The 21621-nt window shown below is 66.0% G+C and carries 9 protein-coding genes; 7 read left to right on the top strand and 2 right to left on the bottom strand.

Annotated features, from left to right (window positions below; genetic code table 11):
• The first annotated feature begins 1 nt into the window (after position 1).
• The 6 genes from urtC (at position 2) to QO033_RS10180 (ending at position 6809) form a co-directional block, all read left to right on the top strand.
• Positions 2 to 1162 (top strand): urea ABC transporter permease subunit UrtC, encoded by a 1161-nt coding sequence (gene urtC / locus QO033_RS10205; RefSeq protein WP_284480862.1) that lies wholly within the window; start codon positions 2 to 4, stop codon positions 1160 to 1162.
• Between the two features lie 9 nt (positions 1163 to 1171).
• Entirely contained in the window at positions 1172 to 1918 is a 747-nt protein-coding gene (gene urtD / locus QO033_RS10200; protein WP_284480861.1) for an urea ABC transporter ATP-binding protein UrtD, read from the top strand.
• Positions 1918 to 2610 (top strand): urea ABC transporter ATP-binding subunit UrtE, encoded by a 693-nt coding sequence (gene urtE / locus QO033_RS10195; protein ID WP_284480860.1) that lies wholly within the window; start codon positions 1918 to 1920, stop codon positions 2608 to 2610. The genes urtD and urtE overlap by 1 nt, the downstream gene beginning before the upstream one ends.
• 56 nt (positions 2611 to 2666) lie before the next feature.
• The gene (locus QO033_RS10190; RefSeq protein WP_284480859.1) at positions 2667 to 3710 is read left to right on the top strand and encodes an aliphatic amidase; all 1044 of its coding nucleotides are present in this window, start codon (positions 2667 to 2669) and stop codon (positions 3708 to 3710) included.
• A gap of 74 nt (positions 3711 to 3784) precedes the next feature.
• Positions 3785 to 4582, top strand: coding sequence for a CbbQ/NirQ/NorQ/GpvN family protein (locus QO033_RS10185; RefSeq protein ID WP_284480858.1), 798 nt, complete (start codon positions 3785 to 3787; stop codon positions 4580 to 4582).
• Positions 4569 to 6809, top strand: a complete 2241-nt coding sequence (locus tag QO033_RS10180) for a nitric oxide reductase activation protein NorD (protein WP_284480857.1) — start codon at positions 4569 to 4571, stop codon at positions 6807 to 6809. The genes QO033_RS10185 and QO033_RS10180 overlap by 14 nt, the downstream gene beginning before the upstream one ends.
• 39 nt (positions 6810 to 6848) lie before the next feature.
• On the opposite strand, the gene QO033_RS10175 is transcribed toward QO033_RS10180, so the two are convergent.
• Positions 6849 to 7664, bottom strand: a complete 816-nt coding sequence (locus tag QO033_RS10175) for an efflux RND transporter periplasmic adaptor subunit (protein ID WP_284480856.1) — start codon at positions 7662 to 7664, stop codon at positions 6849 to 6851.
• 8 nt (positions 7665 to 7672) lie between these two features.
• Positions 7673 to 8464, bottom strand: a complete 792-nt coding sequence (locus QO033_RS10170; RefSeq protein ID WP_284480855.1) for a SapC family protein — start codon at positions 8462 to 8464, stop codon at positions 7673 to 7675.
• Between the two features lie 174 nt (positions 8465 to 8638).
• Here QO033_RS10170 and QO033_RS10165 point away from each other — a divergent pair, with 174 nt between their 5' ends.
• On the top strand, positions 8639 to 21592 hold the full coding sequence (locus tag QO033_RS10165) for an LEPR-XLL domain-containing protein (protein WP_284480854.1): 12954 nt from the start codon (positions 8639 to 8641) through the stop codon (positions 21590 to 21592).
• Positions 21593 to 21621 lie beyond the last annotated feature (29 nt).

Below are 21621 nucleotides of genomic sequence, written 5' to 3'. Positions count from 1 at the left end.
CATGTCCGACACGACCGCGTCCTCCGCGACCCCGAACCGCCTGAACCGCATCGCCGACTGGGGCATCTATGCCCTGTTCATCGCGGTTGTCCTCGGCCTGCCGATGCTGATGGATGATGTCTTCTGGCTGAACCGGATCGCCAAATATCTGGTCTACGGCATGCTGGGCATCGCCATCGCCCTGTCCTGGGGCTACGCCGGCATCCTCAACCTTGGACAGGGGCTGTTCTTCGGCCTCGGCGCCTACATGACGGCGATGTCGCTCAAGCTGATGAGCAGTACCAGCCTGCAGCAGGGCTCGGACAAGCCGGTGCCGGACTTCATGCTGTGGAATGCCGAGCCGGGCGCGATGACTGATCTCTGTTGTATCAACAAGGGCTCGTTTCTGTGGATCCCGTTCCAGCACCAGTGGTTCGGCCTGGCCATGGCCATCGTCCTGCCGCTGATCGTCGCCTTCATCCTGTCTTCCTCGATCTTCCGGCTGCGGGTGTCGGGCGTCTATGTCGCCATCATCACGCTGGCGCTGGTGCTGCTGGTGCGGCTCTTGATCATCGATGCGCAGCCGGTGACCAACGGGTTCAACGGGCTGACCGATCTCGGTTGGCTGACCATCGGCGGCTTCGAATTCGACCCCTACATGGTGCAGACCTATTACGTCGTCGCCGGTTCTCTCTGCCTGGTGCTGCTGCTGGCGCGCTGGCTGGTCTCGACCCGCGCCGGGCTGATCCTGCAGTCGACCCGGGACGATCCGACGCGGGCGCGCTATCTCGGCTATGACGTGGCTGCGTTTCAGGTGTTCTTCTTCACCGTCTCCGCCGGGATCGCCGGGTTTGCCGGCATGCTCTACGTGGTTGCCGCCGAATTCGCCTCGCCCAGCTTCATGGATATCACCTTCTCGATCTCGATGGTGGTCTGGGCCGCGGTCGGCGGGCGCAATTCCCTGATCGGGGCATGCCTCGGCGCGATCCTGATCAACACGATCGAGGCGACGGTGAGCGAAACCGAGGTCTTCAAGGAGGCCTGGAAGCTGATCATCGGTCTGATCTTCGTCCTGGTGGTTCTTTACATGCCCCGCGGCCTGGCCGGGCTGGCGCGCGATCTGACGGGCTGGCTGGGTCAGCGCCGCCGCGGCGCCGACCCCATGCCCAAGGCGGCGGAATAGGAGGCGGCAATGGCAGTAGCACTCAGCATCGACGGGCTGACGGTGGATTTCGGCGGCTTCAGGGCGGTCGACGACTTCACCACCGTGGTGGAGGACGGCGAATTGCGGGTTATCCTTGGCCCGAACGGTGCCGGCAAGACCACTCTGATGGATCTGATCAGCGGCAAGACCGCCTCGACCGGTGGCCATGTTCACCTCTACGGCACCGAGATCACCAACCGGCCCGAGCATATCATCGCCCGGCACGGGGTGGGTCGGAAGTTCCAGATTCCCAGCGTTTTCCGTGACCTGACCGTGCGCCAGAACCTGGAGGTCGCGGCCTCGGGCGAACCGGGCGTGTTCCGCAACCTGCGCCTGCACATGGTGGCGCAGGACCGTGAGCGGATCGACCGGGTGATCGAACTGACCAACCTCGGCCCGGTGCTGGGGACCATCGCCGGCGAGCTGTCGCACGGGCAGATGCAATGGCTCGAACTGGGGATGCTGATCACCCAGCAGGCCAAGGTCGTGCTGCTGGACGAGCCGACCGCCGGCATGACCCAGGCCGAGACCTTCAAGACGGCCGAGATCATCAACGCGCTGAAGGGCAGTCACACCATCCTGGTGGTCGAACACGACATGGCCTTTGTGCGCGAGATCGCGGAACGGATTTCGGTCATGCACATGGGTCGGCTGCTGGCGGAAGGGCCGATGGCCCAGATCGAGGCCGATCCCGCGGTGCGCGAGGCCTATCTCGGCTCGGGAGGGATTCACTGATGCTGACGCTTTCCAAGGTCGACAGCTTCTACGGCCGCAGCCAGGCGCTGCACGGGGTTTCGGCGGCGGCCCGGGACGGCACGATCATGGCGGTGCTGGGGCGGAACGGCGTGGGCAAGACGACGCTGCTGCGCACCATTCTCGGGCTGACCGACCGGTCGCAGGGCGCCATCGCGCTGGATGGCGAGGAGATCGGCGGCCTGGCGACCCACGCCCGGGCGCGGGCCGGCATCGCCTATGTGCCGCAGGGCCGCATGATCATCCCGGATTTTACCATTCGCGAGAACATCCTGATGGGCGGTTTCGCGGCTGGCGGCGCACGCAGGATCCCCGAGATCGTGCCGGTGCTGTTTCCCTATCTGATGGAGAATCTCGACCGTCCCGGCGGTGTGCTGTCCGGGGGCCAGCAGCAGCAGCTTGCCATCGCCCGGGCGCTGGCCTGCGAGCCGAAGGTCCTGCTGATGGATGAGCCGACCGAGGGGATACAGCCCAATATCGTCGAGCAGATCGAGAACAGCATCATCCGGCTGAACACCGAACTGGGCCTGACCATCCTGCTGGTCGAGCAGAACGTCGGCTTTGCCCGGCGCGCCGCGCAGGACTTCGTCATGCTGGAAAACGGCCGCTCCGTCGCCAGCGGCCCGATCGACACCCTGACCGACGACACGGTCGCCAAGCATATGGCGATCTGACCCGAAGCAACCCCGCAACCATCCCTGAAAACTCAACCACCAACAGAGGTAACCCCATGTACCACGGAGATATTTCGAGCAGCAACGACACAGTCGGCGTTGCCGTCGTCAACTACAAGATGCCCCGGCTGCATACCAAGGCCGAGGTGATCGAGAACTGCCACAAGATCGCCGACATGCTGAAGGGCATGAAGAAGGGTCTGCCGGGCATGGATCTGGTGATCTTCCCGGAATACTCGACCCACGGCATCATGTACGACGAGACCGAGATGTACGAGACCGCCTCGTCCATCCCCGGGGCGGAGACCGAGATCTTCGCCGCCGCCTGCCGCGAGGCCAATGTCTGGGGGGTGTTCTCGCTGACCGGCGAACGTCATGAGGAACATCCGAACAAGGCGCCCTACAACACGTTGATCCTGATGAACAACGAGGGCGAGATCGTCCAGAAGTACCGCAAGATCATGCCCTGGGTGCCGATCGAGGGCTGGTATCCCGGCAACTGCACCTATGTGTCCGAAGGTCCCAAGGGCATGAAGATGAGCCTGATCATCTGCGATGACGGCAACTACCCCGAGATCTGGCGCGACTGCGCGATGAAGGGCGCAGAGCTGATCATCCGTTGCCAGGGCTACATGTACCCGGCCAAGGATCAGCAGGTGATCATGGCCAAGGCGATGGCCTGGGCCAACAACTCCTATGTTGCGGTGGCCAATGCCGCCGGTTTCGACGGCGTCTATTCCTATTTCGGTCACTCGGCCATTGTCGGCTTCGACGGCCGTACGCTGGGGGAATGCGGCGAAGAGGAATACGGCATCCAGTATGCTCAGCTCTCGGTCTCGGGGATCCGCGACGCGCGCAAGAACATGCAGAGCCAGAACCACCTCTTCAAGCTCGTCCACCGCGGCTATACCGGCAAGATCAACTCGGGCGAGGATGCCAAGGGCGTCGCCGAATGCCCCTATGAGTTCTACACCAAATGGGCCGAAGACCCGGAAGGCACCCGCGAGATGGTCGAGGCGATGACCCGCTCCACCGTGGGTACCGAGGAATGCCCGATGGACGGCATCCCCAACGAAAAGACCGAAGCGAGCCATCGCTGAACGGGCCAGCGGACCGGCGGGAGACCCTCCCGCCGGTCCCTGTTCTTGCGGGCTGACATTACCAGGGAACCAGGATGAAACTCGACCAGTACCGGCTGACGGAAGAGCCGGCCTATCACGCCAGCGGCAACGAAGTCGCATTCTACGAGGCCGCCTATGAGGCCAGGCTGCCGGTGATGCTGAAGGGCCCGACCGGTTGCGGCAAGACCCGTTTCGTCGAGCATATGGCCTGGAAGCTGGGCAAGCCGCTGATCACCGTGTCGTGCCATGAGGACATGACGGCCTCGGATCTCGTCGGCCGCTTCCTGCTGGGGCCCGAGGGCACCCATTGGCAGGACGGGCCGCTGACGCTGGCGGTGCGCTACGGGGCGATCTGCTATCTCGACGAGATCGTCGAGGCGCGACAGGACACCACGGTGGTGATCCACTCTCTCACCGACGATCGCCGGATCCTGCCACTGGAGAAGAAGGGCGAACTGGTGCACGCCCATCCCGACTTCCAGCTCGTGATCTCGTATAACCCGGGCTATCAGAGCGTGCTCAAGGACCTCAAGGAAAGCACCAAGCAACGCTTTTGCGCGATGGATTTCACCTATCCCGCCGCCGGGATAGAGACCGCGATCGTCGCCTCGGAATCCGGTGTCGCGCCGGATGTCGCCGGCCGCCTGGTCCGGATCGCCGAGAAGTCGCGCCATCTGCGCGGCCAGGGGCTGGAGGAGGGGGCCTCGACCCGGATGCTGATCCATGCCGGCCGGCTGATGCGGTCCGGCATGTCGCTGACCGATGCCTGCCGGCTGGCGCTGATCCTGCCGATCACCGACGATCCCGATATGCGCGACGCGCTGGAGGCGGCCGTGGATGCCTGTGCCTGAGACGATGGCCAGGGACAGGTCCGCAGATCTTCCGGCTGCGGTGCTTGCCGGGTTTCCGGGCGACGCCCTGACCGGCTGGCTGCGGGCCCGCGACCGGCTGCGCGGCGCGGGCTATGGCAGCGCCGTGCCGCGCGCCTTTGAGCGCAGCTCGGTCGCGCTCGCGCCCCTCACCGGGGCGGAGGCGGCGACGGCGTTGGCCGATGCCGTCTCAACCGTCGCGATCCGGGCGACACCGCGGATCGCCGAACGGCTGTGCGCCGTGGCCGAGATCGCCGGGCGGCGCATGCCCGAGGCGTTCGGCGACTGGCTGGCGCTGATCCGCCGTCTCGCGGCGCTGGCGCCGGAGTCGGTGGCGCCGTTGCTCGACAACATGGAGATGCTGACCGCGCGGCTCGATCTGCCGGGCCTCGAGGCCTGGATCATGACGGGGCTGCGTCTGGGGGGGCGCGATGCCGACAAGCGCCAAAGCTATTTCCGGCTCGAAACGCCCGAGGCGCTGCGCCTGCTGGAGCTGGAGGCGGGCGGCGACAGCTTTGTCAGTATGGAACGGCGGCTGCGCGCCTATCTCACCGCGCTCTACGATATCACGCCACCGCTGCGGATCGCCCCGCCGGCCGGGCGCCAGGGGGCGGCGCGGCGGACCAGTTTCGCCGGGGGCGTGTTATTGGTGCCGCCGAGCCTGCCGGGGTATCGCGGTGCCGCCGAACCGCTCTATCGCGCCGCGCTGGCGCATATCGGTGCCCATCTGCGCTACTCCGGCCGTTTCCCCGTCGGGCAGCTCAAACCGTTGCAGATCGCCGTCGTCTCGCTGATCGAAGATGCAAGGGTCGAGCTTCTGGCCGCCCGGGAGATGCCGGGTCTGCTGCGTCTGTGGCGCACGTTCCATGTCGCCCGGCCCGGCGGGCTCGCCACCGCGCCCAGCCTCTTTGCCCGTCTGGCGCGGGCGCTGATCGACCCGGACTTCGACGATCCGGACGGCTGGATCCGCAAGGGCCGGGCGATGTTTCTGGAACGGCGGGAGCGCTGGAGCGATCCGGCGATAAGCCGTGAAATCGGCAACCTGCTGGGCAACGATCTGGGCCAGTTGCGGGTCCAGTTCAATGCCAAGGACTATGTCGTCCAGCCCGCCTATCGCGACGACAATCTGGGCCTGTGGGACCTCGGGGAGGACCCGCCGCAGGATGCTGAGGCGCTGGAGGTGATGGTCGATACCGTGAAGCTGCGCCGCTCCGACCCCGCCCCGGGCGAGGCCGAGCGGCAGGAACAGCAGGCCCCGGCGGAGGAGACCGTCGAGAAGGTCGCGCCGATGGCGGGCGACACCGAGGAGGGGAGGGTATTGGCCTCCTACCCGGAATACGATTATGCCACCGGCCGCGAGCGCGCCGACTGGGCGACGGTGAAGGCCTATCCCGCCGCGCCCGGCAATCCGCGTTTCTGGGAGGAGCTGCGGGAGGCGCGCGGTCCGCTGCTGTCGCGTGTCGCGGGGCTGATCCGCTCGGCCGAGGTCGGTCAGGCCAGACGGCAGAAGCGCCAGGCCGAGGGAGAGGTGCTCGATCTCGATGCCTGTATCGATGCCGCGACGGCGCTGCGGTCGGGGCAGTTTCCCGACCACCGGGTCTATGAGCGGCAGGCGCCGCCGCAGCGCAACCTCGCCGTCAGCCTGCTGCTCGATATCTCGCAATCCACCGCCGACCCGGTGCCGGGAACGGATCGGACCGTGCTGGACATCGAGCGCGACGCGGCGGCGGTGCTGGCGCACGCAATGGACGAGATGGGCGATCCCTTTGCCATCAACGCCTTCAGTTCGGACGGGCGCGAAGAGGTGCGGCTGACGCCGATCAAGTCTTTCGACGCGCCTCTGGACGCGGCGGTCGGCGCGGCCCTGTCGGGGCTCAGGCCGGGCTATTCGACCCGACTGGGGGCGGCGCTGCGCCATGCCGGTGCGGAGCTGGCGCGGGTGCCGCGGCACCGGCGGTTGCTGCTGCTGATTACCGATGGCGAGCCGTCCGATATCGACTGCCCCGATCCGGTCTATCTGGTGCAGGATGCGCGCCGGGCCGTTCAGGGGCTGGCGGCGCTGGGGATCGATGTGTTCTGCGTCGGCCTCGGGCCGCGCAACAAGGAGCAGGAGGCGGCGATCTTCGGCGGCAACGGGTTCATCCAGATCGATCGGGTCAGCGCGCTGCCCGACAAGCTTCCGGCGCTCTATCTGCGGATGGTGCGCTAGCCGGGGGCGCCCCCCGGCGAGGGGGCGGCGTACGGTCGGTCAGTTCGACGACCCGGTTTCCGGAACCTCGTCGAAGGAGACCTTGCAGCGGTGGCCGGCCGGGATCTTCAGATCGGGGTTGTCGAGCTTGAGGTGCAGGCCGAAGGTGCCGCTGGCGACGTCGAACACCCGGTCGACGCGGAGCGTTTCGGCCGGGTAGACGCCGTCGACCGGCGCCGCCGGGCGCACCTGGGCCACGTCGCCCTCGTGCACTGAGCCGTATTTCTGTACTGGCAGGAAGGCGACCACCTCCAGCGGATCGAGCTGAACGATCGTGGCGATGCGGCCTTCGAGCGGCAGGTATTCGCCATCGTCGAAATACCGCTCCAGCACGATGCCGTCGATCGGGCTGCGGATTTCCAGCAGCGACAGCACCGCCTCGGCGCGCTTCAGCTCCGCCATCGCGACGCGGCGGGCAAGTTCCACCCGCACCAGCATGGAGCGGGCGGAGTCGACCGCCGTCTGGGCTTCTTCCAGCACCTCGCGGCTGGCGACGCCGCGGGACGACAGTTCCTGCGTCCGTTTCAGCCGGGCCTCGAGAAAGGTGAGCTGGGCTTTCTGTGCCTCGATCTCCGACATGTCGTCGGCGCGCAGGCGCAGCATCTCGACAGTGGCGCGCTGCACGGTCGAGTCGAGCTCGGCCAGCAGCTGCCCGCGTTTGACCTGATCGCCGGGCTCGGCGTGAATATGCGCCACAACGCCGCCCGAGGCCGCCGCAACGTCGACGGTCTCGGACGGGTCGATGACGCAGTCATAGACGTCGGCCCGGGCTGCGGCGGCGAACAGGGCCGCCGCAAGGATCGCTGCTGCGCGCATGGCCGGCGTCAGGCGTTTGCCATCGGCTCGGCGGCGTCTTCCGGTGCAGCGGCCGGGGTCGGCTCGACCGCGCTGGCGGCTTCGCTGTTGGCCCGGCCCAGCATGTCGCGGAAATGGCGCATCGACGACAGGTGGAGATAGATGCACTCCAGTTCGTCCTTGCGGCAGAGATCGGCCAGGGTCTCGCCAGAGAGCGCCTTCAGCCGTTCGCGGTCGACGACCTGGAAGCCGCCCAGCGTGCGCTTCTGCCCGGCGGCGAGCGAGAATTCGGCCTGCATCGGCACCAGCAGGTCCAGCTCCTTCATCCGTTTGCAGAAGGCCTGGGTGCGGGCGAAGCTGGCCTGATAGTCCTGCAGGAATTTCAGCACGGATTTCAGGTAGCCGGTCTGCTCGCCCTCGGAATCGAACAGCCGTTCGCCGCGGCCCTCGCGGTTGGCACCGTCGAATTCCTCGTCCACCAGCAGGGTGAAGCGGTTCTTCTCGTTATCCAGGGCGAAGATGAAGGGATAGCGGCGCACGAAGGCGGGAATATAGGTTTCGCGCCACTGACCCTCTGCGTCCACAGCGAGGTTCTCGTCATCGCGGGTACCGAGGATCACTGCCGGCACCACCTCATCGCCGGAGCCGGCGAAGACGATCGGATGATGGGCGGCGGCGGGGGCGAATTCAGCGGCGGTGACGGGAATCGAATTCGCGGTTTTCGCGAAGGCGTAGCTCTTCCCGGCGCTGACGGACAGGTCACCGTGTCGGTCTGCGCTTACGGGAACGGCGGTCTTGTAAAAGAGCTGTTGCACCGGCATGGACAATATTCTCCCATTGAAAGTGATTGTTTTTAGACACCGAGGATTCTTGCTGGATCGGCTTAAGGAAGTAGTAGCCAGAAGGTCCTTAACTGTCTAAGCTTTATATCCATAACGTGATTTATTCTTCCCGATATTTGGGAAAAGATTGTTGTCGTCAAGGGGGGCTAGCAAGTGTCATTCCCGTTCTTTCCGGGCCGAGGCGCCTCGCGAGTTCGCCGTTCTTTTTTCACCCGCAGATCGGGCGGAAGTGGCCGCAAGGTCCATATCGAGCCGCTTGAACCGAGGCTGCTGCTCGCCGCCGATTTCGCGGTCTCCATGGCTGATGCGATGCAGGGCGACGCGTCTTTCCTCCGGATCGAGGGGATCCAGTCCGAGGCCGGCTCGGCGCTGCGGGCGCTGAATTCGAGCGGGGCGCAGATCGCCCAGGCCTTCAGCGGCGCCGACACCGCGCCGCTCAGCGCGCAGATCCGGGTGAAGTCCTCGGAAAAGGACGACCGGATCGAAATCGACGCGGTTTCCTTCTTCGAGACCTCGAAGAATTCGGGCGATCTGCCGGTCTTCGAAATCTATGGCGGCGACGGAACCGATACGCTGCTGATCGAAGGCGGCGAACTGGCCGACGGCTTCAGCACCTCGACCGACTGGGGGATCGACGCGGTGACGGAGAAGGGCGCCAGGGGCGTCGCGACCGTCACGCTTCAGGATGCCGAGGGGGAGGATGTCGCGTCCTTCATCGTCTCCTACAGCGGTATGGAGACGCTGGCTGGCGGCGAGGGGGACGATACCTTCACCCTCTCGGCGAGTACGCTTGGAAAGTCGATCGAGATCGACGGCGGCGACGGGGTCTTCGACAGCCTGGTCATCGATGGCAGCTTCTCCAGCGTGTCCTACGAGGCGGAGAACGCCCACGACGGGCAGATCGTGCTGGATGGAACGGCGCTGGTCTACAAGGGACTGGAGCCGATCACCCAGAACAATGCCGCTGACGATCTGGTCATCGACCTGTCGGGCTTTGATGACGACGCGGTGCTGCACGCCGTGGGGACCGATACGATGTTTATCGGCACCACGGGCGGGCTGATCCCGACCTTCGAGAATATCACCTTTGTCAATCCGACCTCGTCGCTGACGATCAACCTGCGCTCCGGTTCGGACACCTTCGAGGTTCAGAGCCTGTCGGCGAACTGGGATGCGTCGCTCTATATCTACGGCGAGTACGAGGGCGCCGAGACCTTTGGCGCGGATGGCGGCGAGGACGATGTGATTTTCTCCGGCGACATCGACCTGGGGGCCAGCGGGTCGATGCAGGTCATCGCCGAGACCATCACGGTGAATGATAATGTCACCATCACCGGCGATACCTCGGACGACGGGTATATCGAGTTCCGCAGCCGGCGCATCGGAACGGCGGAGCTGGAGAACCTGGCGCCGGTGTTCCCGGGCGTCGCGAAATACGCTTCGGTCGACATCGGCGACAATGTGACGATGGAGGCGGGCGGAGTCTATCTGATCGCCCAGGCCGAGGAACGCACCTTTGCCGAACAGCTCGAAATCTCCTCGACGCTGAACAACAACCTGGTCGGGCCGCTGCTGGATCAGATCGGATCGGTCCTGACCTTCCCGTTCCAGGTGCTGGTCAAGAAGACCGATGCCAGCGTCACGGTGGGCGACAATACCAACATCACCGGCCATCTCGGCGTCGGCATCTATGCCAATGCAGTCACCGATGCCTCGGGCGCGGCGGGCTTTGCGATCGCCAGCCTGGGCTGGGCGGATTCCACCGCCAATGCCACCGTCGATATCGGCGCCGCGAATATCGAATCCGACGGTTTTGTCGTCATCACCTCGGATGCGTCCTCCACTGCCAACATGTCGGCGGAAACCGATACCGGCCTTGGCGATGTGCCCACCGATTCCGGGTCGCAGGTCTCGCTGTCGCTGGCGGTCGCACGCTCGACCCTGTCGTCGACCCTGACGCTGGCCGAAGACGCCGTGGTCGAGGCCGGTCTGACCGCCAACCTGCTGGCCAGCGGCGCGGTGGATTCGCAGGCCTCGGCCTCCTCCGGCCTGTTCTCCTCCGGTGCCGCCGGTGCCGCGCTTTCGATCGAGCTGTCCAACGCCGATGTCCACACCGATATCTACGGCACCGTGATCAGCCGGAACGAGCCTGGCGCCGTGGTCAAGCTGGAGTTCGATCCGCTGGCCGGGCCGGGAGAGCGTGGCTACGTCGACCTGGAAAACGACAAAATCTACGTCGGTCCCAACGCGCTGGTGACCGAGGACATGGTCACCTACACCTCCAGCCGCGGGCAGAACATCGGCGGTCTGGTCGATGGCGCCAGCTATTACGTCATCAAGGATCCGGCCGACCCGAATTACATCCAGCTGGCCGGGTTTGAAGACAGCGTGTTCCGCGGTGATGTGATCGATCTGGTCGCCTTCAACGGCACCCCCACCGATCCGCTCTACCCGCAGACCAACGACAAGACCTTTGGCGGCAGCGATGTCGACAGCGACAGCGACGAAATCAAGCTGCCGAACGGGGCGCTGACCGGGACGGGAACGGCCTTCACCCTGGTCGATCAGACCTACCCGCTGGGCCAGGCGGTGATCTACGAGGCCGCCCCAGGCTCCGAGATCGAGGGGCTGGTCGACGGTCAGACCTATTACGTCATCACCGGCACCAACGAATTCAACCTCGACGGCGGCGCGCGCTCCGGCTTTGGTGCGGACGGCCAGACAATCCAGCTCGCCGAGACCGAGAACGAGGCCTACGCGGGCATCGCGATCGACCTGGGCGATGTCACCGGCGACGACTTCACGCTGCGGGCGGCGCATATTCTCGATGCCGGTTTCGCCACCGGCGTCGGCATCGGCTCCAGCCTCTCGGTTGAAACCACCACCGAGGCGGGGGCGGGGCTCAGCTCTGCCGATTCCGACGGCTCGGATTCGCCGGACGGCTATAACGTCAATTCCTCGATTCTGGGCAATGCCTTCTCCGCCCTGATGGGGCGGCTGTCGAGCGCATCCTCGGGGAACTCGGCGATGCAGGCTGCCGGCGCCAGCCCCAACAGCCTCAACGCCGCCGTGGCGCTGGCCTTCGCCTACAACGACCATGACGTGACCACCGACGTGCATCCCACCGCAGTGGTGACTTCGGGCGAGGATCTCGAGGTCACCGCCGAGATCGAGCATCTGAACAAGGGCTTCGCGCAGTCCAGCACGGAGCCGCAGGAGGAAAACGAGACCGGCGAGAAGAGCGCCCCCAACACCGTCAGCGCCGCGGTCATCGTGACCATCACCGAAAACGACGCCGAGGCGACGATTCACAGCGGCGCCGAACTGAACGCCAAACGGGCGACGCGGGTGATCGCCGGTGTCACCTATCCCTTTGCCCAGACGCTGGACCAGTTCCTGCCGACCACGGCGGGCGAGGTCGTCGATCTGTTCAAGACCGAGGGCTACGGCGCGATCACGCAATATGTCGACAGCACCCTGGGTCTCTCTGGCTTCCTGAATTCCTGGGCGGCCTCGACCTCCAAGGGCAGCAACGTGTCGGTTGCCGGCTCGATCAACTTCCAGGTCCAGGATACCGTGTCCAAGGCGACGGTGCAGGACGGGGCGCTGATCAACCAGGACGAAAGCTTCAACGCTGACGAGATCGATCCCTACTACGGGCAGGAGACCGTCTCGGTCGAGGCGACCTCGTATATGCAGCAGATCGACATGGCCGGCATCTTCGGCTGGTCGCTCGGTTCGCTCGGGCTCAACGATCTCTATGTCTCGCGGGGCGGGGCCAGCTTCGACGGTGGCGCGGCCTTCGACATCGAAAAGCCCAGCGTCGCCGGCAACAGCGGCGGCAAGGGCGGCATTGGCGCCACGCTTTACGTCAAGCTGGTGGACAATACGACCCAGGCCATTGTCGAGGATAACGCGCGTATCTTCACAGGCCGGTCCGGCGGCTTCAACATGAAGGCCGAAGAGGCGCTGTTCAACCTGGGCTTCGCCCAGTCCGGCGCGTCCTCCTCCTCCGGCTTCGCGGTCGGTGGCACGGTTTCGGTGATCAAGCAGGACAGTGACACGCTGGTTCAACTGGGCAACCGCGCCCGGGTGACCGGTGAGGATGCGCGGCTTTACGCCGGGTCTCTCGATACTCATGTCGGCATCACCGGCGGCCTGTTCCTGGGCGAATCCCTCGGCGTCGGGGTCTCGGTCGCGGTCAATGACGTGACCCGCAACACCCGCGCCGTGATCGGTCCCGAGGATCCCGATCCCGAGGACACCTATACCGCCGCGGCGGACAGCTATCTCGATCTCGACGGCCAGCTTTCGGTTCGGGCGATCAACGATGGCGCGATCTGGGGCTTTTCGATCGCCGGGGCGATCCAGTCCAACGAACAGCATCCCGACCGCTCCGAAGAGGCGTTGGACGGCGAATCGCTCAACATCCTGTTCGGCGACACGCCGGTTGAAAATCCGGTCAAGACCGGCGTCGGCGTCTCCGGCTCGGTGGCGCTCAACTTCGTGGACGATACCACCCGTGCGGCGATCACCGACGCGGGCACGGTCAATGCCGGCTCGCTCGAAGTCACGTCGAACAACGAAACCCAGATCGTCTCCGTTTCCGGCGCCTTCGCGATTGCCGTGTCGCGCGGCCAGACCGGCGGATCCGGCACCCAGACCGGGGTCGGCGTGGCCGGTGCCGTCAGCGTCAACGATCTGTCCGGGGATACCGACGCGCTGGTTCTCGGCACCGATTTCTCCATCGCCGCCGATCCGGACCCGCTCGATCCCAGTGTCGAGGCCACGGGCGATGGCGGCATGATCATCGACGCCTATCGCGTCGGCGATATCTTCTCGCTCGCCGGCAGCCTGGGCGGCGCGGTCACCACCTCGCAGAGCAACTCGACGATCTCCGCCGGCGTGGCCATTTCGGTCGGCGTCAACCTGCTGTCGGGCAAGGTCCGGTCCTATGTCTCGGATTCCGATGCCACCGTCTACAAGGGTTCGTCCGAGGTGCTGGCCACCGCCGAGCCCGATATCCTGTCGATCTCCGGCGCGCTGGCTTTTTCCTATGCCGGCGGCATGCAGAGCAGCACCGCAGCCGCGGTCGGCGTGGCCATCAGCGTCAACGAGATCGGCACCGAGGATCACCCGTTCGAAGTGGTCGCCCGCGTGCGCGACGGCGCGATCGAGGTGATGGACGGAGATATCACGATCAAGGCCGACGATCTGTCGGAGATCGAGAATTACACCTATGGCGTCGCCCTCTCGGTGGCGAACAGCTCCGGCGGCAGCGGCTATGCCTTCAGCGGGGTCGGGTCGGTCTCGGTCAACAACCTGCACACGGTGGTCTATGCCGAGGCGACCGAGGACGACGGCGTGACCGAACTGACCGCGACGAAGGGCGCGGTCTCGGTCATTGCGCAGGAACATGCGACGATCGATGCCGATGCGGGTGGCTTTGCCCTGGCGCTGGCGCTCGCCGGTTCCAGCGGCGGCGGGTTCGCCGGCGGCCTGGGCCTCTCCCTCGCGATCAACAATCTCAGCTCCGACACCATGGCGGTCGTCAACGATGCCGAGATCACCGCCGGCACGGTCTCCAACGACGGCGATGACGATGTCGTCATCCTGGCGGATCTGACTCCGGAGATCGCTGCGCTGACCATCGCCGGCGCCGGCAGCGCCTCTCAGGGGGATGCGGCCATCGCGCTTGCGGGCACCGGTTCCGGCAACCGGATGCGGATCCGGGCGCTGGCCTCGGTCGACGGCGCCACAATCACCGGCGGCGACAAGGGGATCCGCATCGCGGGCGGCCTGGGCGAGGGGTCGAAGATCAAGGCCGATGCTGGCGGTGTCGCCATCGCGCTCGGTCTCAGCTCGACCGCCTCCGTCTCTCTCGGCATCGCCGTGGCGGTCAACGAGATCGAGGGGCTGGAGGGTGTCTCCACCCCCGCGGTCGGTGCGGTCGTCGCAGCCTCCGAGCTCGTGACCGGCGACGGTGCGTTGTCCATCGGGGCCATTTCCGGCGCCGATATCGACACCTTCGTCCTAGGCGTCGCGGTGACCGCGAACGTCGGCATGTCCGGCAGCAACGCCATCGGGTTCTCCGGGTCGGGCAGTGTCGCCATCAGCCGTATCGAGTTCGATACCGAAGCCTCGCTGACAGCCTCGTCCTTCTCCAGTTCGGGCGGCGGCGACGCGACGCTTCTGGCACAGGACGGCTCGACCATCGACACGTTTGCGCTGGCGGGCTCCTTCGTGCTGTCGCTGGCCAGCGGCGGCACCTCCGTCGCGGCGAGCCTTGGGGCCGCCGTCTCGGTCAACGAGATCGGCAATGGTATCATCGCCCGGGTCGAAGGCTCTGAAATCTACACTGGCGGCGACGTCACGGTCAGCGCCAGCACGCTGCCCTCGACCACGCAGAACGCGCAGGATCAGCTCGCCGGGATCGCCGATTTCGATTACACCGCGACCGAGGACGCGACGATCAACGCCATCGCCATCGGTGTCGCCGGAGCCGTGGCCTTCGGCGGCGACAGCACGGCCATCGCCGCGACCGTCGCCGGCGGTTTCGCCTTCAACGATATAGAGAACAGCGTCGTCGCGGAGATCACTTCGGACAGCATCGTCGCGGGTGTGGCAGATGGCGACAAGGCCGGCGCGGTCAGCGTCCTGGCCTACGATCAGGCGAATATCTTCGCCAGTGCCGACGGCGGCGCGATCAGCCTGTCCTTCGGCGATCCGGCGGTCTCGATCGCGCTGGCCGCCTTCGTGTCGATCAACGATATCGACAATGAGGTTACCGCGCGGATTTCCGATTCCACGGTTCAGGCCGAAGACACCATCAGCGTCTATGCCAACGGTACCGCGTCGATCGAGACGATCTCTGTCGGGGCTGCGCTGGCGCTGTCCATCGGCACCAATACCAGCGTGTCGATCAGCGGTGCGGGCGGCTATGTCGAAAACGCCATCGACAAGACCATCACCGCCGAAATCGTCGATTCCACCGACGGCACCGATATCCCGCGCATCTCCGGCGGGGCGGTCGATGTCTATGCCGAGGACAGCTCCAGCATGGAGGGAACCGCGGTCGCGGCCTCCATCGCCCTGAGCATCGCGCTGAACGTCAAGGACGGTGTTGCCATCGCCGGCTCCGGCGCCGGGGCAGGGGTCTATAATACCCTCGACACCACGCTGAACGCCAATATCCGCAATTCCTCGGTCGAGGCCACCGGCGCCGATGAGGACACCTCGATCACCGACAGGCTGTCCGGCGACGTGCGGGTAAGGGCGCATTCCGATGTCGATTTCAGCGACACCACCGTCGCGGTGTCGATCGCGAGCGCGGTGGCGCTGCTGTCGCTCACCGTCAATGCCGCCGTCGTCGTGGTGGAGAACCATGCGCTCGGCTCGGTCTCCGCGACGATCAGCGACAGCGATATCGAGGCCACCGGTGATGTGACCGTCGAGGCCAAGGATTTCACCTCGCTCGAGAGCGAGGCGGTCGGTGTGACCATTTCGGTCAGCATGGGCGGGCTTGCCGGGGCGGGCGTGGTGATCGAGAACAAGATCGACCGCGACGTGACCGCCGGGATCACCGGCGCCAGCAGCGTCACCGCCGCCGATGACGTGACGGTGAAGGCCTATGCCGATCAGGATGTGCTGAAGGCGACGGGCACCGCCGCCTCCATCGCCGTCGTGCCGCTGTCGATCTCCGGCGCGGGCGTCTCGGCCGAGGCGCTGGTGAACAGCGATGTCACCGCCAAGATCGTGGATGCCACCGTGACGGCGACCGGCGGCGATGTCGTCGTTGATGCGCAGATCGACTCGGTCGCCTATGCCACCGCGCAGGGTGGCGCCTTCGGGGCGATCTCGATCTCGGTCATGCTGGCCAGTGCCGAGATCACCGGCCGGGTGCGCGGGACCATCCACGGCAGCGCCATCGTCACCGGCCGCAATGTCCGGGTCATCTCGGAAAGCAACGCCACCGCCGACGGGCAGTTGATCTCCGTCGGGGTGGGGCTGCTGACCGGCGCCGGAATCGGCCCGGCACCCGACGCCGAGGAAGGTGCCAACGGCAACGTGCTGATCAGCCGCGATGTCGAGGCGCGGATCGGTCGTGAGCAGAACAGCGACCGCCAGACCGTCACCGCCACCGGCAGCACGGACGGCTCCGGCGAGGTCGAGGTCGCTGCCGATGCGACCCATTACGCCACCGTCGATGCGACCGCCGTCACCGTTGGCGGCGGCGCGATTTCCGCCTCGGTCTCCGGCGTGCAGATTTCCGGCGATATCCTCGCCCTGGTGGACGAGGGCGCGATCATCGACGCCCGCGCCCTGATCGTTGATGCCGATTCCTATCTGGACGCCTATGCCGAGATCACCGGCGCGGCGGTCGGCCTGCTGGCCGGCGCCGGGTCCAACGCGGTGGCCACGATCACCGGCACCACCCGCGCCACCGTGGGTTCGGATCGTGACCGCGGTGCCTCCACCCTTCCGACCAGCCTGACCATCGGCGCCGGCGGCACCACCGTGCGCGCCCAGTCGGAGGCCATTGCGGAAAGCCTGTCGGACGGCGGTTCGGGGGGCGGGCTGTCGATCACCGCGCTGCTCGCCAGCACGACCATCGACACCGATGTCATCGCCAACCTGGGGCAGAGCACCCAGATCGACGGCGGCGATCTGACCGTGACCGCAGACGCCTATCGCGACGCCGACAGCGAAGTGCTCGCCGCCGGGGTGGCCGCGATCACCGGGACCGGCGGCTCCGCCGAAAGTTCGATCTCCGGCGAAACCTCGGCCAGCTTCGGCCTGGGCGCCGGCACCGCGCTGGACAGCGGCGCGGCGGCGACCTCCATGGTCAATGGCGGCGATGTGACCATCACGGCGATCGAGGACAGCGACAGCTATGCCTATACCCACGGCGGTTCGGGCGGGGCCATCGCCATCGCGGCGCTGATCCCCACCGCCTCCGTCACCACCACGATGGAGGCCTATGTCGGCGCCGGCACCGAGATCGGGGCCGACAACGTCACGGTCTGGGCCGACGCGCAGCAGCGGACCGCCTCGGTCGATCTTCTGGTCGTCGCCGTCAGCATCGCCGGCGGCGCCGGCAGCACCGGCACGGCCTATGTGGGCTCGTCCGACAATTCCACCTATGCAACGGCCGACGCCTGGATCGGCGACGGTGCGGTGATCACCCTGTCCGGCGATCTCGTGGTCAAGAGCACGACCGCCTATGACTATGCTTCGGTCGATGGCGACGTGGGCTCGGGCGGCGGTCTGGCGATTTCGGTCCTGCTTTCGGATTCCGATCTCAGCGCCACCTCCTTCGCCTGGATCGGCGATGGGGTCGAGGTCACCGGGCGCAATGTGACCGTCGAGGCGACCAGCCAGGCCGGAACCTTCTCCGACGTGCTGGTCGGTACCGGCGCGCTGATCGCCGGCGGCGGCTCGGAAAGCAGCTCCTATACCTATACTAAGACGGCCGCCTATACCGGCGACGGCGCGTCCCTGGACCTGACCGGGGATGTCAACGTCACCGCCTCCAACATCGTCGGCGAGGCCAAGAGCAAGGCCAGCGCCTATGGCGGCGGCGGCATCTCGGTGGGGGCATCGGTGTCGGACGCCTATGCCAAGAACAATGTCGAGGCCTTCCTGGGCGACAACGGCGAGGTGATCGCCGATGATGTCACCGTCGGGGCGGTGGTCGATGATGGCGACACCACGCCGCCATCGGACACGCTGACGATGGACGGCAGCGACGACACCATCAATTTCGAACGCCATGGCCTGCAGGAGGGCGATGGCGTCGTCCTGACCGGCGCGGGATCGGCGAACGGCACCTATACGGTGATGGAGATCGCCGGCAATTCGCCCGATCCCACCGATAATTTCCGCTTTGGCGCGGCGCTGTCGGTGGATGCGTCGCAGAGCTTCTCCGGCGCCGCGGCAGAGCTGCCGCTGATCGGTGTCGCGGCGGGGATCGCCGGGATCGACAGCACCACGGATCAGATCAGCTTCACCTCGGCCCACGGGCTGGCGACGGGGGATGCGGTCTCCAGCGATGCGGCCAGCGGCGGCACCGCCTATGTCCGTGCCATCAACGATTTCGTCATCGAGCTTTACGAAACCGCGGCGCAGGCTGCGGATACCGCCTCTCAGAACGGGCTGCTCGACGTGTCCGCCCCGGTGGGCGTCGATGCCAGCGCCGACCGCATCTATCTGGACGATGCGTCGGATCTCTACACCGGCCAGCTGGTGGGCTACGATCCGGGCGCAGAGACGCCGATCCTGTCGGCGGGCCAGCTCTATTACGTCCGCGTCGTCGATGCGAACCTGAATGCGATCGAGCTTTATGCCGAACTGTCCCATGCCGAGGACGGCAGCGGCACGCCTGTCGATCTGACCGCCTCCTCCGGGACGCATCTGATCTACCAGGCCGCACCCGACGGGGCGGCGCAGGTGGACGCGATCAGCGACACCATCCGCTTTGCCTATGCGCATAATTTCCAGGACGACATGGAGGTCGTCTATCAGCCCAGTGGCACGCCGATTTCGGGGCTGACCGCCGGGGCCACCTACAAGGTGCGCGTGGTGGACGATTTCACCATCCGTCTTGCCACCTCGGACTTCAGCGCCAGCACCGACCGGCTGACCTTCTCGGGCAATGCGGTCTCTTCGGGCGGGGTGATCGATCCCGCCACCATGCCGTTTGCCGCCGGCGATCTGGTGACCTATTCGAACACCGGCTCGGCGCGCACCTTCGAGGCCTCTTTCGTCGATCTGCGTGGCAGCGGCGCCACCCCTGATACCGACTCCAGCGGCGATCTCATCGTCGAGGACAACGACACGATCTACCTGGGCACCGATGTCGATCAGGATGGCGTGTTCGAAGGGCATGGCTTCCAGTCCGGGGATCTTGTCCTTTATGAAGTCGAGCCGGATGGCACCGCCGTCGGCGGGCTGACCTCGGGCCGCGGCTATTACGTCATCAAGGTCGACGATTACCGCATCAAGCTGGCCCGGACCTATTACGAGGCGGTCGGCTACACCGATCCGGATGACGCCAGCAACAACATCCCGATCACGCCGATCGCGCTGACCCGTTCGAGCAGCAATGACTCGCTGCAGTCGCTGACCAAGGCGGCGGATCTGCCGATCATCGGGCTGGAGCAGGGGCCGACCTATACCGTGACCAGCACCGGCGGCGCGCTGGCCGATGGTTTCACGCTGACCGATGGCTCGGGCAATACGGCCAGCTTCTCGGGCACCGTGGCGATCGTCCTGTCGGACGGCACCGTCGTGAACCAGACCCTGTCCAATGCGCAGCGTCTTGAGCGGGTCGAGGTGAACCTGGGCGCCCCGGCAGAGGGCCGGCATGAGTTCCGCGTGAACCTGGAGGCGCTGCCCGGCGATCCGACCGATGCCGCCGGCATGGGGCTGGAGACCACCGAGGGCCGGGATATCCGCGATGCGGTCTTCGTGGCGCTGGACGGGCAGACCAAATCCGAGGCCCGTGGCGGCGGCGGCGGTCTGGGGTCGTTCCAGTTCCCCAATGCCGATTCCGCGGCCGATGTGAAGGCGCAGGCCTATATCAACGCCGATCTGGTGCGGGCCGGCGGCGATGTCACGCTCTATTCGCTGACCGATACCAATCTCGACCTCGTCGTCAACAACGTGTCGGGCGGCGTGCTGAGCGTGCAGAACTCCAACGGCGACCAGGATGTCACCAGCTTCTCGACCACCGCGATCGGCAAGCTCAGCAGCATCACCGGCGTCACCACCGGCGGCACTGCGGCGACGGCGCTGACCCAGTCCAGCAGCGGCAGCGAATCCGTCGAACCCGCGACCGAAGTGCAGGCCGGCAATGTCACCATCGAGGCGGCCGGCAACTTCCGCCAGTATTCGCAGCTCGATTTCCGGCACACGGCCGAGGCGATTGCCGATGGCGGCGGCCTGATCGCCGGCGCCGGCGCCTATGTCGACAACAACAACACCGCGCGTTCCAACTCGGTGATCGGCGATGGCGCCGAGATCGATGCCGAGACCGTGGATGTCAGCGCCAACCTGGGGATTCTGGGCGGACGCACCTCCAGCACGCTGTCGGGCGATCTCTACATGGACACCTATGCCCGCGCCGAGGCGGGTGGGCTGTTTGGGGGCACCCGTGCCGAGGTCGACAGTGAGTTCGATTTCGATGCCGCGGTCCTGATCGAGGGGCATCTCTCCGGCAGCGAGGATCCGCTGGTCGACGGCACCCTGATCCGCGCCCGTCGCGGCGCCGATTTCGAGGTCGACATGAAGACCTTCGATTACGACGTGAAGACGCGCGCCGTGTTCTGGGGGATCGGGGCCGGGACCTCTGACATCGACGACGATATCGACGTCAACACCCTGGTGGACGGCGATGCCGGCGCCACCGTCTTTGCCGCGCCGCGGCTGATCGGCGGGGTCAACGTGAATGCGGCCGATCTGCCGCCGAGCGCGCTGGACACCTATTCCGGCTATGACGATCTCGCGGTCTATGCCTACGTCGACGAGGGCGACGACGTCGACGGGAAATCGATGAGCAATGTGTCCACCATCGAATGGGATACGGATATCGAGCTCAGCGCCGGCCCGTCGCCGGAGCTGGTCGTCGATGCCGACGGGCTGGTGCAACGGGCCTATAACGTCAAGCTGATGGACGACAGCGGCAGCTTCGTGCTGCCGGCCTTCGGGACCGACGCCTTCACCGATTACTACGGCACCGACGAGATCGTGGTGGACGATATCATCGCCGGCAACCTCGGGTCGGTCGTCTTCGATATTCCGCGGGGCCGGATCGAGCAGGAGACGAGCTACTCGGGCGGCAAGCACTGGACCGAACTGCGGGTTCTGCGCGGCTTCGGCGAGGTGCGGCTGACCAACCTGTCCGATTACGATCTGGTGGTGAAGCGCATCGACATGATCGCCGAGACCGGCAAGGCGCGGGTCAAGCTGGTCGATGCCGACAGCAGCGACAGCGCCATGAAGTTCTCGATCAAGGAGAGCTATGGCGACGCGCTGATCGACATCCGCAATCTCGGGGCGGGCGATATCGTCCTCGCCGGCAGCAACGTCAACGGCGCGTCGATCTAGAACCCGCTGGGCGAGACCCGGATCCTCAA

Origin of the sequence: Pseudodonghicola flavimaris, assembly GCF_030164425.1 — a bacterium.
GTDB classification, from domain to species: Bacteria; Pseudomonadota; Alphaproteobacteria; order Rhodobacterales; family Rhodobacteraceae; genus Pseudodonghicola; species Pseudodonghicola flavimaris.
Note: the sequence above shows the minus strand (reverse complement) of the source record. Positions and strands in the feature narration are given on the sequence as shown.